We start from the raw sequence: 14,150 nt of genomic DNA on the forward strand, positions 1-14,150 counted from the left end.
GGGCTGAGGCGGTGATGAGTTGAGTAGCAGTAGAACTGTAAACCGCATTGAGAGGTTGGGAGGAACTTATTACCGCAGGTTCGGGAATATTTGGGAAAGAGTTGCTGCTGGCTGGCAAAATGATTTGTGGGCGGACGCCAACGGGTTGAATATTGGGTAAGGTTTGCCCAGTCAGTAATTGATACGCTCCGGGAATATTTAATTTACCGACTAAACAGCGTTCTGGTTCTGCAACTTCGTTAGGGTCGCAGGGAATGGCACTATTTAAAATGGCTTGACGGACAGCTTCAGCATTAGGTTGTTCGCCGCGTTGCAGTTGCAAGCTCATCAACAACGCAGAGATACCTGTCATCAAGGGAGCAGCTAAACTGGTTCCTTCTTGGCGAGCGGGTTCATCAGTGCTGGGTTGTGCTGCCACCATGTTTTCTCCCGGTGCTAGGATGCCCTGCTCCTGATACTGTCCGCCCCAGTTGCTGTAGTTTGCTGGTTGCCCATTGTCTTTCATCATCCCCACTGCTAGGACGTTGGGCAAAATTGCAGGGGCGCAAAACCATTCGCCTTTGTTGTTGCCTGACGGAGCCACAATCAGAATATTATTGTCTTGGCACTGCTTCACCGCTTTCTGGATCATCTCGTGAGCAAACCCAGTTTGTGTGGGATGACAGGCTGCACAATGGATGATGTTTACGCCCAGTTCCAATGCCAGGTTAAAGGCGTGAGCCATGTTGAGTGGAGAGACTGATTCATCGCTCGTTGCGGTTTCAAATAGGGGAATGTTGATGGCGGTGCAGTAGGGAGCGACTCCTTCAACTGGGGAGCCTGGTTGCCCAAACATTGTGCCAAAAATACCTGTTGCATGAAAGATACCACTTAGGCGTTCCTGCACAGGCTTGGGAATTGAATCTTCCAGTTCCTTGATTTCTGCTTCTAACTCCTCAATTGTCGGTTCGCGATCAATGGTTGTGGGTAGTTCTGGTTTGAGTGTTGTTTGCTGCTGCTTGGCGTTATTTAACTGGCGATATTGTTCTAATGACGATGCTTCCGTGTTTTCTAATACAGTATTGAAGATGGTTGCAATGGGATAGTGCGATAGCGTCAGCGCTGTTTCTTCGATGCCCGGAGGGCTTTTGTCAGTTCGCTCTGAAGCGGACGGCGTAACTTGAGTAATGGATGGCGAAATTTGCTCGGATTTGCTCTCCTTTAAAGCCTTCTTCAAAGCCTTTTTCTTGTCTTTAAGTGCATTAATTTGAAGTTGTTTTTGGATGTAGATTGGATCGATCGATTCTAAGTCGGGTTGCCAAAAAGCTGTGGCTTTGCTCAAATTAGCACCCCGAAAGCAGGCGCGATCCAGATCGGCAGGGCCATCAAGGACAGCAATTTTGATGCGAGAATCACCGAGGGTAAGAGCTTGCAGGGCAAAAAAACCGGGAATAGTATTAAGATCGGGCATAGAAATAGTAGATTAAATGAAATGTTATAAATTGGCTCAAGCGGTGAAACTTTTAGGAGAGATTGTCGTTTTTTGCTTCAGAGAACCGAGAATAAACTCTCCAACAGAAGATTCTTCGTATTCATTCAGGGAGGCTACTTTACAAAATTGTTCTGAGTTACCTGCGCCGACCGCACTGGGAGCTAATTGCATGGCAGTGGCAACCAGATAAAATGTTTGAAACAAAACACCAATCTGTTTTAAAATCAAGCCGTAACCAATGGCATAGTATTTCCAGTACAACCGCCCAAATCGGGCTGTAACAATCAGAAGCACTTGGGGAACATCTTGCTGTCCCGTTGCTTTCCAAGCATCGAAAATTAAAGCTTCAACCTCTGGACTCAAATCTGCGATCGCGTGCAAGGTGTGAGATAAAGGTTGATAGTGGTATAACCCTGCATCCAATCCCTGACACCGATTGATAACAGGATATATCTCCAATTCGTACAATGCACCGCCGGAGGGATAGGGACGTTCTGTACGTTCTCCAACGTTCATAGAATCGCCCTCAAGGGTGTAAACCTCTTTGACTCTGGCACAGCGATATAGAAATTCTCCTAACTGGTGAAGTGTGATCGGTTGGTTGTCGTACTCACGAATTGATTGTCTGGATTCAATCGCTTGGGTGAGTGAAATATCGGTTTTGGCTAAGGCTTCTAGGTTAGGTTTCTCTAAGGGAATTACTCGATTGCTCATGGGGGATTTTACAAAGTGCGATCGCTCACTATCCTTAAAGCTCGGCATTTTCAATTTACGCACATCATCTAATCGGTTTAAGCGAGTTTGGCGATGAAACAGAAGATTATGAAATTGCCATTCGGCTAATGCTTCACTTTCGGGTTCTAGCAAAATCATTTTAGTGGCAATGAGCAACTGAATGAGCGATCGCGCCGTCTCTGCATCAATCAACGTATCGGCTAAAGTTAAGAGCGTAAATGACGAATTAGATTGAGCTAGTTTTGCAATTAAGGCAGCAGCACGCCAATCTAGCAGAATAATTTTGGCTTTGGATAAGGGAGATTCTAAGACGAATTGTTGATTTTCTTGATGCAAAAAAGCAAAACGAGAGAGAATCAAGGGCTGTTGCTCATCAAAAACTGGAGAAACTAATTGATAATTAGCAGCAATTGGAATGGCGGTTGCTAAAGGTAAAACGGAATGACAAATCCAACCGAGGTTAATCAGCTTTTGCAACTCAGCTTCAAAATTTAAGCCGTCTTCGACTCCATCGGCTTTTACAACCAAGGCGGTTAGTTGAGCGGTGGTTAAGGCGAAATGCTCCAGGTGTTCTAATGCGATTCGCAATCCCGGCTTAGGAAGATCCAGAGTGAGGCTGTAAGTAGCGAATTCCAGTATCAGGCGATCGCCTTCAGCGGTTAGGAAGAGTTCGGGGCGGAAGGAGAGGGTAAAGGTATCGGACATATTATTTAGGCAAGGGGGCAGGAGGCAGGGAGCAGTTAAAATACCATTGGCATTGGGTTCATCTGGTCTTCGGCTAAAGGTGCAGGGAGCCACCCTAGTTTTGCAGGTACGTCATACAGCCGTCCAGTCCCAAATCGTGACCAGAAGTGACGTAAACCGGGGATAATGACTTTGACGACGGGTAAGCCAACATCGGGGCGGGTTTGGTTCAGTACCAGCATTTCTAGTCCCGCACGTCTAGCGATTTCGACACAAGTTAAGACATCTTGCTTAATATCATCGCTCCACTGTTGCAGGTAATCTGTGTACTGTTTGGGTAGTGTTTGTACGCAGGGCGCGAGATAGGGTTGATTGGCTAAAGTTGCCTGGGAAAACCAGTAGTTCTGGGCTGAGTCTGGAGCGGTAGAATAATCTTGATGGTCTACATTGACACCAATTTGATTTACTTCTGTGACGGCGCGTGAAATGGCAATTTTCGGGTCGAAGTGCGCTCCGTATCCAGCGATGATTCGTTCTTCACCACCGCCAACATGACGAGACAGGGCAGCAAAGGCGGGAATATTTAGGTCTGTAGTTAAATCAAGTACCCACAGTTCGCGTTGCTGGCTGCGATACCAATCTTGCAATTCTAATAGATAGGAATCGTTGAAGCTGGCTAGGTCTACTGTCGGGCGCGATAGCCGATTATACCACCAAATGGCGACGCTATCGCGTTCCACAAGTTCCAAAAATCCTTGCAGAATGGCATCTTCTAGCGTTCCTCCGGCGGCGTTGCCGTTGGAGTCGGCGGAACAAAAGCGTTCGCCCCTTGGGACTAGGGCTTCGTTATCGCCTTTAGGTAGTCGGTAGTTGTAGTAACAAAAGGCGGTGGGGAAGTATTTGTGAGTTTGCTCGGTTAATGACCATACGGGAGTCCAGTCGATCGCTTGCTGTTCGTTAAAGCGTTGGGGAATCCAATCATGATCTACAATCGCTTTCTGATTCAACTCCTCTCGATTTTGATATTGAGTTTCGCTAAACAGCAAACATTGGTAAGGATGAATGGCGCGTTCGGCTTTGCCGTCTCGCAGAGAATCGCTTAATTCTGCAATTGTGGCATTAATTTTAGGTTCGTCACCTTGGTAGATGCCAGAATAGCGTTCAATCGCCTCACAGAATCCGCTGGCTTGGGATTGGCGATCGCTTTTACCTTTACCGCCGCTTTTGTGTCCTAGTGATTTTCGCAACTTATTTAGGCTAGAAGAGATACCGAAGGCATGGGTGGCTCTGTAGGTATGGATGACGGGGTTATTAGGGTCGGATATTCGTACCAGTTCGCTTACTACGCCAGTAATTGGGCTGATTAAATGCTCGTAGCGTTTTAAGATTTGCTCTGGCGTAAAGGCGCGATGTCCGCCATCTTGAGTAAATAGCTTTTTGCGACTGGTGAGAGCGATCGCACTATTTACCTGTTGACTAACTAAATCGGGATTTCCACAGGCGGGACATTGGGGGCGTTGCGTCAGCGAGTGGGTTTTCAGGGTGAAGTTTGTCTGATCCAGGGTGATGATTTTCCCGGCTAATGTCTGAATTCTCGCTTCTGGGACAATCTGCTTCACCAGCCATTTAGCAACTTCAGTCGTTGTAAGTGCGATCGCAGTTTGCACCGTTGAAGGCAACCCAGCAAAAGCCGTAGGTAAACACCCCTGCTCCTGTTTTTGCTGCCGCAAAATGGATGCTTCTACTTCCCGGTTGCCGTTGAGTCGATGGGCGAGGCACTCCCAACAGCCAGTTTCCCCCGGTGCAAAAATGGAACCAAACCAAAGCATTCCACCCAGGGGCTTAATAAGTAGCCAAGGTTGCTGGTTTTGGAAAGAAATTTTATTAATGCGGCTTAGTTCTGGTTGGAGATAATCATCAGTAAGTACAACTAGTAAAGAAGTAGCATTAGGCTTGTGTGCGTCTGATTGCCACTGCTGCACTGCCAGCCCAATTGCTTGTAATGACTCAACCAAGGGTTGCGCGTCAACAGCACCCACTGTAGTAATCAATACTTGGGTATGCAGTAATTGGTTGCTCACCGCTTGCGGATCTACACCTAGCAAACTCCAAAAGGCGGCAGCTTCGCGGGTGAGACTATGGGCGGCTTCGGTGAGGTAGCCTTTTTCATACAGGCGATCGAGGACGTAGTGGATGTGGTCGGGTGGGACTTGTCCATCTAGCTGCTGGATAATTTCTTCTAGGGTATGCTGACCATTTAGAAGCGGCAGAATCTGGCAATAGAGGCTACCTGTTAGGGCATAAGTAGCATATTCGCTGAGTAAATAGACGTTTTTGGGTTCGACAATTTCGACGCGGAAGTGGGGTTTAATTTGAGGAATTTTTATCATCATTTATGACCAATGATGGCTTAACTCAATGGCATCCGGCTTTTTTGCAATTGGGTAACAGCTTGGAAGACTGCTCCCGGAATTATCGAGGATTTTGTCAGCGGTACAACCCGAAAAGTAAACCAGCCAGAAAGTGTCGGGGAAATAAACTCATAGCTGGCTTAAACCTTGAAGGGGACAAGAGGAGCACAGAGGTAAGAAGTAATGTAAGGAATAGAACACACACTCTTGAGTTAGCTAACCCAACTCAACCTTGCTCTCCCTCTGCTCCCTCCTTCCTCAGAGTCATGGTGCCAGGTGAGGAAATTTTCAGACATAGGTAGAGTGGCAACCTATTCTGCATCATCTCCATCATAAGAACACTGTACAATACCGTAGTATTCCGTTTGAGGTAGTACTGATGCACTAAAAGCGCTATCGTCGCCATGTAGTTGCAGGGCTTCTTCCAAAAGTTCTGCCAGTTCCGCAGGGAGTTGTCCGGTGGTAGTGCGGTTGACGGGTTGTGCCGCTTGGGGCATTAAGTTTTTCTTGTCCATGAGAGTTTTTCTCCTTTTGTTGTTGTTTGTATTTATCCCATTGTTGAGCCGTTGCTCAGTCGATGGGTCTGGTCGCTTTGTGAAAAGACCGGGGGACGAGGGGACTGGGAGTAGCAGTACTTGCGTTGTGAATGCACTATCCTGTGAAACGGTGAAAAAAAGTCAGTTTGTGAGCAATCGCGCCTAAATGCGTAGAGAAAGCGATCGCACTTCATCTCATGCCCAAATTCGCCCCCGCAGGAATGGGATATCTGCCTCAGTTTTTTGTTGTTTCGCTATCTCCTTAAACCAGTAGCCGTAATCTTCCAATCCGGTCGATCGCACTAGCCGTTCTTGGGGTTTGAGTTTCAGCTTCAGGGGAATTTCTACTTCCTCCCAAACGGCATCTTGGCTGAGTCTTCCTACTGCCCGATAGGTTGTTTTATCATGCAGGGTTGACCCAACTGTTTGAGTCAAAGACCAGTAGCGCACCAAACCCAGTTCTCTGCCAGTCAGGGGATACAGCCGATTGGCTTCAATCTCAGCTTGCGGTCGCGCAAATCGCCACACCCGCACCTCCAGTAATTTGCCTTGAAAGCCGAAATCTGGCAGATATGGATATCCACCTAAATAGGTATTGCCAAAGGATAAAACTGGGGCAATTGCCGTTTTATTGTCGTTGTTTACGCCGTTAATGTAGAGCTTTGTCTCTCCAGGAAGACTCCCCCCCCATACCACAGCAACGTGATACCAATTACCAGCCACTAAACCTGCACCAGAGGAAGCGATCGCTGGCGGAGCGGGGGGATCTGTAATTATGATTTTGTCGCCTTCCTCATAAAACCAAATGCGCGGTGGAGGGGTGGGATCTTGAAACTTCAGTTCGCCGCCTTCCAGATAAAACAACGTTCTCCCATCAGCAAAAATTACCTGTTTTCCGGCATCTGTGGCAGGATACACCCAGGCTTCGACTGTGAACAGTCGCTGCGGTTTCAGCGCCCCGCTCCCCACAGCAATTCCCTGAGAATTGGCATCGAAAACCAACACCTTCCGGCGCTTCTGGGTGAGAGCGGGTTGACTGGGCTGCTCAACATTACTAACATTAGCTGGAGCCATAAGGGTATTCAATGGTTGTGTGGGGGTTGCAGATGGGCGGGGTAGAGCAGGGGCAAGGGAGAGGATAGAAACCCAATTAGCACTACCGTGAATTGTGCCGTGATTGGCGTTGCTAGTTTTATCATGGGCGATCGCACCCGATCCCTCATTCAACGGCCAATAGCCCACCAGTCCCGGTTCATCTCCCCGCAGACGGCGAGGCATATCCTGTTGAATTTCTGCTTGGGTGCGATCGCGATTCCATAACTGCACCTCAGCTAAGTTACCAGGAAAGCAGTTTGAATGAAAAGAACTGCCCAGTCGCGCCTTTGCTGTGGGGGGGATAGGGATTGTCTTTCCCGTTTCCTGATGCCACAGTTCACCATTGAAGTAGATTTTCATCGTCCCAGTAGTTGCGTTTTTGGTAAACGCCCAGTGCGACCATTTGCCCTTGCAATCAGCCGCGTTGATTTGCTTCATAATCCGGTCATAACTGTCAAAACTGGCACCGCTATTGCCACAATCAAAGAAAACATAACTGTTATCCCAGATTAAATGCACATTCAGTATTCGTTGATTATTCGCAGACCATGCCTCAATCACTGAATTATTTTTTGGTAGGGCGGCTCCCCCATAAGCCCAAAAACTACAAGTGATTTCACTGCCGGAGGGGATACTTGCCGGAGGTAATTCGACAAAATTATCTTGACCATCAAATGCCAACATATATTCAATGGCAGACTCAAAGGGAGCTTTCTGCACGGTTTCGGATGAATTAGCCATAGCTGCAATAGTTTTAATTGAGTTTATTTATAGTGATGGAATCTGAAAATTGAAAGTGATGTGCAACTCATGATTGGAACCCAAACAAATCTACTGTGTATACATTAATTCCTTGACCTCTCCCCAAACCCTCTCCAACACGGCGATGGGCTTTGAATCTGGCTCCCCTTCCCTGCTAAGGAAGGGGTTGGGGGTTAGGTTCGAGAGAAATTTGCATCCAGCGTAAAATTTAAGCAATTCAATTACAGAAATGCCGCTGCGGAGGAAGCGTGAAAGCAACCACAGCCACCGGAGGTTTTGAGTTGGTTGTAGCTACGGTACTGAAATCCTGCTGGATCGTTGTAGTTCGCGCCATGCAGTAATTTCATCCGCACGTTAACCAAATCTTCAACGCTGCCATGAACCACATCAACTGCCTCATGAGGCTGAATTAAATCGGAACGTTTGACGGGAGGAGATTGTTTGGGAAGTCTCATGGTTGGATTCCTTCGAGTGAATTTGTTATAGCTGGGATAAGCCAAGAAGAAGCAGGGGGCAGAGGGAAATAAACTTTTAGCTGGCTTGAAGAACCTCAAAGGGGACAAGAGAGTAAGGGAGACGAGGGGACTGGGGGAGGGGGGACTGAAAGTAGCATTAACTTTGCATCCCAATATCCCAGTCACAGTGAAAAGAAGTGAGTCTACTCCTCAATCATCTCCCTCTGCCTCCTGCCCGTCACGGTACCAGGTAACGGAAACCCCGATGGTATCGGCAATGGCGGCTCAATTCATCCGGGCGAATCAAGCTCCAGGACGAGGAAAAGGGAAATTTGAGAGAAATTTGAGAACTGGTGGAGCAAGAACTTACTCTGCATCATCTCCGTCATAAGAACACGCAACCCAATCCGTGGGTGACGATGAAACCCAATCCTCGAATGACGATGATAGTACAGATGCACTAAAAGCTTCGTCGCCATGCAGTTGCAGGGCTTCTTCCGACAGTTCTGCCAACTCAGCAGGTAGTTGTCCGGTGGTGGTGCGGTTGACGGGTTGTGCCGCTTGGGGCATCAAGTTTTTCTTATCCATAAGAGTTGTTCTCCATTTTGTTGTTTGTGGTTGTCCCGTTGTCAAGCCGTTGCTCAGTCGGTGGGTCTGACCGCAACATTGTGTGGAAGAAGATTAGATTGTATGTAGGCGAACCGCCCTTGGTGTTAGAAAGGCGATCGCAAGTGTGATTACCGACCGCGAAGTGCAATTGCCTACAGCAGGCGGGTACGCCATCGCACTATCCTGTGAAACAGTGAAAAGAAGTCAGTCCACTCGTCAATCATCTCCCCCTGCTCCCTGTCCTCCCCTCCTCCCCGTAACGGTGCCAGGTATTGGAAAGCTCAATGTTATGAGCAATTGCAGATCAATTCATCCTGGCTTGCTCAGGCTCCAGGACGAAGGAAAAGGGAAATTTGAGGGAAATAAAAGAACCAGCTGGAGCAGGAAGTTACTCTGCGTCGTCCCCGTCATCAGAAAAAACTCACATACCTCGTATCTGTTTCTTGGGTGTTTTTGATGGTTCTATCGATGCTAGTACAAAAGCACTACAATCTTCAGATATATACAGTTGTTGCAAGGCTTCTTCCGACAGTTCTGTCAACTCAGCAGGCAGTTGTCCGGTGATGGTGCGGTTGACGGGTTGTGCCGCTTGGGGCATCAAGTTTTTCTTATCCATGAGAGTTTTTCTCCGTTTTGTTTTTGTTTGTGTTTGTCCCGTTGTCGAGCCGTTGCTCAGTCGGTGGGTCTGACCGCAATATTGTGTGAAAGAAGATTGTATGTAGGTGATTCGCCCTTGGTGTTAGAAGAGCGATCGCAAGTGTAAAAGTGGTCGCGGTGCCAGGTATCGGAAAGTCCAATGATATCATCGGCAATTGCGGCTAAATTCATCCTGGCTTGCTCAGGCTCCTAGACCGGAGGAAAGACAAAAAAAGAGGAAATTTTCAGACATAGGTAGAGTAGGAACCTATTCTGCATAATCTCCGTCATAAGAACAGAAGTAGGCCTGTTGGTCGTAAGATGGTAGTACTGATGCACTACTAAAAGCGCTGTCGTCGCCATGCAGATGCAGGGCTTCTTCCGACAGTTCTGCCAAGTCAATAGGCATCTGTCCGGTGGTGATGCGGTTGATGGGTTGTACCGCTTGGGGCATCAAGTTTTTCTTATCCATGAGAGTTTTTCCTTTTTGTTGTTGTTTATCACGTTGTCGAGCCGTTGCTCAGTCGGTGGGTCTGACCGCTTCCTTTGTGTGAAAGAAGACTATGTGTAGGCGATCGCCCTTGGTGTTGAGAGAGGGGCGATTGCCTACGGCAGGCGGTTACGCCATCGCACTATTAAAAAAACAGTGAAAAGAAGTCAGTCCATCTGTTAATCATCTCCCCCCTGCTCCCTTTCTTCTTTTTGCCCACCGTCTCATCAATACTGGAGTGTTAGACTAAAAGCAGGCGATCGCTTGCCTATTTATTGATTACTAGGGGCGAATCGCCATAAAATTATGTCCTTCCGTAAATTCTGTACTTCAGATTAAAATTTTGGATTATATCACCACGAAATTCATTATCTGAAACTACTACCCCCATTGCTGTTGCTATCGAGTGCGATCGATAAATAGAATGTATCGTTTTTGATACCTCACTCAAACGCAAGCAGTTAGAAAAACCAGTGCTGAAGTCATCCAAATTTTTCAGATCGTAGTAGATGGCTTTATCCTTACTCATTTGGCTAAAGCTGACAGCAAACTCATTACAGAGCGGTACTGGACGTAAGGCAGAAGCCGATATTAAATTTAATAAATATTGATGTACCTCAGTGTTTTGAAGTACATCTGGTTTAAGCGTTATGTCTAACTGGCTATCGTAGCGACCATCAAGATAAAGATCGAATCCGATAACTAGATAACTGCTATGTATAAGTAAAGTACGTATTCCCTGTTGACTTTCCAAACCACAGGATTTTAAGGCAGTTTCTACCTTTTCTGGATACTCCTGATTATTAAGACCAATCAGTAACTTGATGCGCGAATCTTTTAACTCGGTTCTAAGATCGATCGCTACATTAAATCCTAATATGGCACTAAACTTAAAGCCTCGATCAAAAAAAGTTGTAAGCCATTCAAGGTTGAGATTGACACCCACTCTTGAATTGATTTCCTGAAAAAATAACATTACATGATTTAATTTTTGAGCGTAATTACTCCCGAATAGACTGATATCAAAGCGCATCGGATAAACGATATTTTGCTTTACTTTACAAGAACATTCAACCATAGTAAGTTTGTTAATTGTAGCAAACCTTTCAAACAAATCAAGCGGATAAATGTAGCCAATATCAAAGCTAGTTTTATGATAGCTAATGAACTTTAATACCTGTTTGTTAGAAATCGAAAAATCTGTTAAAGGCATCGCCTATAAACCTTTCAAAGATGATTAATAATACCTGAGCGATCAATTTTTTGTGCTAATTCTAGTACCGTTTGACCAGAGCGTGGCTCAATCCATTCTGCTGCAATTTCTAATAGAGGAATTAGTACAAATGCACGCTCTGCCAGACGAGGGTGAGGAACTTGTAAAGTAGGCGTTTCTATTACTTGATTCTCAAATAGTAAGAGGTCTAAATCAATAATCCTGGCTCCCCAACGCTCATAACGCACACGCCCTAATTCCATCTCAATATCCATTAAGATATCTTTAAGTACTTCCGCCGAAAGCGTTTCCTTGACTTCCAATACGGCACAGCCATTCAAATAATCAGGCTGGGGCGGCCCAACAGGTTTTGTGTAATACCATTTTGAGGACGTTATGACCTTAATTCCTGGGGTTTGATTTAAACTCAAAAGTGCTTTTTTTAGTGTTGCCAATGAATTCCCCAGATTACTTCCTAAACCAATTGCAGCACGAGTCATCTAATTCTCCAAAACCGATTGATTCAGTGGTGATGCGGTTGACGGGTTGTGCCGCTTGGGGGATCGAGTTTTTCTGATCCATGAGAGTTTTTGACCTAAGTACCTTTCGCCTCCCCCTGCCTCTTAATACGGCGAAGACCAAGTTCTCACGTCGCCCAATGTCACCGGAATCAAATCTCTGACATCAATGGTGAACCGGAACACTTTCTTGGCACGGCGACTGTTTTCTGGGTCAAAGAACTTCAGCTTCACATCCCAACAATCGCTATCCAAGCGACAGAAGGGGCTTTTCTCCACGGTGATGCTGTCTAGTTCCATCCCAGTTGCTACCGCTTCGGCAAAGGTCGATGCCGCTTGGAACGCATTCGTCGCTGCAAAGTTGAGCGCCCGGTCTTGAGAGGTGGTGCCGAGATTGCGTAAATCGTAGTAAATCCGGTTGAGGAAACTGCCCAAGGTGCGCCTAATTGCCTCTTCGTCAGCATCTCCGACTGTGGTTTGCACTGTTTCAATGGCAGCACTCACCAATGTATTGATCTTCCAGCCATACATCCCTCGCGGGTTTTGCGGTGCCAATAGCGGCACAACCTGCCCAGAAAACAGTTTAATGGTGCGCCCGGTCAAGACACCGGGAATGCTTACCCGCTCGACATATTCTTCGCTGCTTTCTGCCTGAATTTGCCCTGCCAATAGCTCTTGCAAGACTATGTATGTGTCTCGCGCAAACGCTCCTTGGGGTTCGATTGCATAAATCGCAGTCAATTCAATGTTCAATGTCCAAATTAGCGGTGTGGATTCCGAAGGACTTGCTGCCAAGTAATCCACCATTTGCCTTGGATCGTAGGGATTTGCTGGCACTGTAATCTCACCAATAATATTGGCAGGCATCAGTTGTTTGAAAGAGTCTCGCCTTGCTTCTGTGCCAAAGTCATAACCAAGGGTTCCTAATGCATATACAAGTTGACTGTCAGGGAGTTCGCTAGGTGCTTGACTAGCAGTGACAAAGTTCGATGCAGATTGAGTCATAGCGGGTGTTTGTGGATTTATAGTGTGAGTTGATGGCGCAGATATTGATGGAGCAACTGAGCTTGCAACCGCTTGAGACTGACTCAAAGGTGTGGCAGCAAGAACTACCGCAGGTTGCACGGCAGTAATTGTTGGCGTTAGAGATACCGCATTCACTGAGTCATCGACGGGAGGTTGCTCGGATGCTTTCATATAATGTAAAAATACTTCCTGTCCAACAGCTTTAACTTCTAGCAATTTTAAACGGGGGGCAAGACAAGATAAAAATCCTTCTCCATCGGCGGGAGTAGGAGAATTTTTACCCGCTAAAATTAACGGACAAATAGTTAAACAAAATTCATCAATTAAATTTTCTTTTAATAAGGAAGAAACCAATTGACCTCCTCCTAATACCCCTAACCGTTTTAATCCTAATTCTTGGAATTGTTTAAATGCTTTTATCAAGTCAATTGTATAAAAATGATTTTCAGCAATGATAATTTTTTCAAATCCTTGTGTAGTTTTTGATAATTCTTGACCCTGATTTGTTGTTAGCAACCAACGGGAAACAGGTTGTTGAAAAAAATGCAAATTTGGGTTGATTTTTCCTGAAGCAGACACCACAATTTGTACAGGTTGAGGCGGTTTTTTTTGCTGTTTTCGGGTTTGTAATAATTCAGTATTGGTAATTATAAATGTTGCTTGATGGGAGTTTAATGTTCCTGTCCCGAATAAAATCCCATCCATTTGTGCAATTTGTTTTTCTAAATGCAGTTTATCTTGTTCTGAACTAAAACTAGCAGGCGATCGCAATTCATCAGAAATTTTACCATCTGCACTCATGGCTAAAATTACTGTTGTCTGGGGTCGGTTAACAATCTGTTGAGGATTCATACAATATCTAAAAGAATATGTAGTTAGTTAATGTTCCGTTGTCCAGACTTTGCTCAGTCGGTGGGTCTAAGCGCTTTGTGTGGAGATGGAGGGACTGGGGGATTGAGAGTAGCAGTACTTTGTGTTGCGATCACACTATCCTGTTTCACAGGAGTCCGCAATTACCGACCTTAGACGAAGCGCAATTGCCTACGGCAAGCGGGTATGCCATCGCACTATCCTGTGAAACAGTGAAAAGAAGCTAGTCCAGTCCTCAATCATCTCCCTCTGCCCCATCTCCCTAATACGGCGAAGACCAAGTTCTCACGTCGCCCAGTGTCACCGGAATCAAATCTCTGACATCAATGGTGAACCGGAACACCTTCTTGGCACGGCGACTGTTTTCTGGGTCAAAGAACTTCAGCTTCACATCCCAACAATCGCTATCCAAGCGACAGAAGGGGCTTTTCTCCACGGTGATGCTATCTAGTTCCATCCCAGTTGCCACCGCTTCGGCAAAAGTCGATGCCGCTTGGAACGCATTCGTCGCCGCAAAGTTGAGCGCCCGGTCTTGAGAGGTGGTGCCGAGATTGCGTAAATCGTAGTAAATCCGGTTGAGGAAACTGCCCAAGGTGCGCCTAATTGCCTCTTCGTCAGCATCTCCGACTGTGGTTTGCA

General features: G+C 46.3%; 12 protein-coding genes and 2 pseudogenes. All 14 read right to left on the reverse strand.

What is annotated here, in order from left to right; genetic code table 11:
* The coding region (locus tag CDG79_RS34860; RefSeq protein WP_145982904.1) for a S8 family serine peptidase at window positions 1-1,450 on the reverse strand (1,450 nt) is incomplete at its 3' end.
* 36 nt (window positions 1,451-1,486) lie between these two features.
* On the reverse strand, window positions 1,487-2,911 hold the full coding sequence (locus tag CDG79_RS34865; RefSeq protein ID WP_094346188.1) for a SagB family peptide dehydrogenase: 1,425 nt from the start codon (window positions 2,909-2,911) through the stop codon (window positions 1,487-1,489).
* A 35-nt stretch (window positions 2,912-2,946) separates the two neighbouring features.
* Complete coding sequence (locus CDG79_RS34870) at window positions 2,947-5,283, reverse strand: TOMM precursor leader peptide-binding protein (protein WP_094346189.1); 2,337 nt, start codon at window positions 5,281-5,283, stop codon at window positions 2,947-2,949.
* A gap of 329 nt (window positions 5,284-5,612) precedes the next feature.
* Window positions 5,613-5,816: a DUF5837 family cyanobactin class RiPP gene (locus tag CDG79_RS34880; RefSeq protein WP_094346190.1), complete on the reverse strand. Its 204-nt coding sequence runs from the start codon at window positions 5,814-5,816 to the stop codon at window positions 5,613-5,615.
* A gap of 216 nt (window positions 5,817-6,032) precedes the next feature.
* Window positions 6,033-7,673 carry a LamG-like jellyroll fold domain-containing protein gene (locus tag CDG79_RS34885; RefSeq protein ID WP_094346191.1) on the reverse strand — a complete coding sequence of 547 codons (1,641 nt, stop codon included), beginning with the start codon at window positions 7,671-7,673 and terminating at the stop codon, window positions 6,033-6,035.
* 242 nt (window positions 7,674-7,915) lie between these two features.
* Window positions 7,916-8,149, reverse strand: a complete 234-nt coding sequence (locus tag CDG79_RS34890) for a cyanobactin biosynthesis system PatB/AcyB/McaB family protein (protein ID WP_094346192.1) — start codon at window positions 8,147-8,149, stop codon at window positions 7,916-7,918.
* A gap of 366 nt (window positions 8,150-8,515) precedes the next feature.
* Window positions 8,516-8,737: a DUF5837 family cyanobactin class RiPP gene (locus tag CDG79_RS34895; RefSeq protein WP_094346193.1), complete on the reverse strand. Its 222-nt coding sequence runs from the start codon at window positions 8,735-8,737 to the stop codon at window positions 8,516-8,518.
* 481 nt (window positions 8,738-9,218) lie between these two features.
* Window positions 9,219-9,374: pseudogene (locus CDG79_RS34900) on the reverse strand (microcyclamide/patellamide family RiPP); the annotation flags it as partial.
* A 56-nt stretch (window positions 9,375-9,430) separates the two neighbouring features.
* Window positions 9,431-9,586 (reverse strand): hypothetical protein, encoded by a 156-nt coding sequence (locus CDG79_RS43020; RefSeq protein ID WP_189525237.1) that lies wholly within the window; start codon window positions 9,584-9,586, stop codon window positions 9,431-9,433.
* Between the two features lie 76 nt (window positions 9,587-9,662).
* Complete coding sequence (locus CDG79_RS34905; protein WP_094346195.1) at window positions 9,663-9,866, reverse strand: DUF5837 family cyanobactin class RiPP; 204 nt, start codon at window positions 9,864-9,866, stop codon at window positions 9,663-9,665.
* A gap of 322 nt (window positions 9,867-10,188) precedes the next feature.
* Window positions 10,189-11,097 carry a LynF/TruF/PatF family peptide O-prenyltransferase gene (locus CDG79_RS34910; protein WP_094346196.1) on the reverse strand — a complete coding sequence of 303 codons (909 nt, stop codon included), beginning with the start codon at window positions 11,095-11,097 and terminating at the stop codon, window positions 10,189-10,191.
* 14 nt (window positions 11,098-11,111) lie between these two features.
* Window positions 11,112-11,597, reverse strand: coding sequence for a 2-amino-4-hydroxy-6-hydroxymethyldihydropteridine diphosphokinase (folK, locus tag CDG79_RS34915; RefSeq protein ID WP_094346197.1), 486 nt, complete (start codon window positions 11,595-11,597; stop codon window positions 11,112-11,114).
* 123 nt (window positions 11,598-11,720) lie between these two features.
* On the reverse strand, window positions 11,721-13,493 hold the full coding sequence (locus tag CDG79_RS34920) for a PatA/PatG family cyanobactin maturation protease (RefSeq protein WP_094346198.1): 1,773 nt from the start codon (window positions 13,491-13,493) through the stop codon (window positions 11,721-11,723).
* Between the two features lie 280 nt (window positions 13,494-13,773).
* A pseudogene (locus CDG79_RS34925) lies at window positions 13,774-14,150 on the reverse strand (peptidase S8); the annotation flags it as partial.

The sequence above is a fragment of the Nostoc sp. 'Peltigera membranacea cyanobiont' 232 genome (assembly GCF_002245985.1).
Lineage (GTDB): Bacteria > Cyanobacteriota > Cyanobacteriia > Cyanobacteriales > Nostocaceae > Nostoc.

Excerpts from the sequence above, each read along its gene's own strand:
- CDG79_RS34865 (WP_094346188.1), bottom strand. The coding sequence starts at position 2,911 with ATGTCCGATACCTTTACCCTCTCCTTCCGCCCCGAACTCTTCCTAACC.
- CDG79_RS34870 (WP_094346189.1), bottom strand. The coding sequence starts at position 5,283 with ATGATGATAAAAATTCCTCAAATTAAACCCCACTTCCGCGTCGAAATT.
- CDG79_RS34880 (WP_094346190.1), bottom strand. The coding sequence starts at position 5,816 with ATGGACAAGAAAAACTTAATGCCCCAAGCGGCACAACCCGTCAACCGC.
- CDG79_RS34885 (WP_094346191.1), bottom strand. The coding sequence starts at position 7,673 with ATGGCTAATTCATCCGAAACCGTGCAGAAAGCTCCCTTTGAGTCTGCC.
- CDG79_RS34890 (WP_094346192.1), bottom strand. The coding sequence starts at position 8,149 with ATGAGACTTCCCAAACAATCTCCTCCCGTCAAACGTTCCGATTTAATT.
- CDG79_RS34895 (WP_094346193.1), bottom strand. The coding sequence starts at position 8,737 with ATGGATAAGAAAAACTTGATGCCCCAAGCGGCACAACCCGTCAACCGC.
- CDG79_RS43020 (WP_189525237.1), bottom strand. The coding sequence starts at position 9,586 with ATGAATTTAGCCGCAATTGCCGATGATATCATTGGACTTTCCGATACC.
- CDG79_RS34905 (WP_094346195.1), bottom strand. The coding sequence starts at position 9,866 with ATGGATAAGAAAAACTTGATGCCCCAAGCGGTACAACCCATCAACCGC.
- CDG79_RS34910 (WP_094346196.1), bottom strand. The coding sequence starts at position 11,097 with ATGCCTTTAACAGATTTTTCGATTTCTAACAAACAGGTATTAAAGTTC.
- folK (WP_094346197.1), bottom strand. The coding sequence starts at position 11,597 with ATGACTCGTGCTGCAATTGGTTTAGGAAGTAATCTGGGGAATTCATTG.
- CDG79_RS34920 (WP_094346198.1), bottom strand. The coding sequence starts at position 13,493 with ATGAATCCTCAACAGATTGTTAACCGACCCCAGACAACAGTAATTTTA.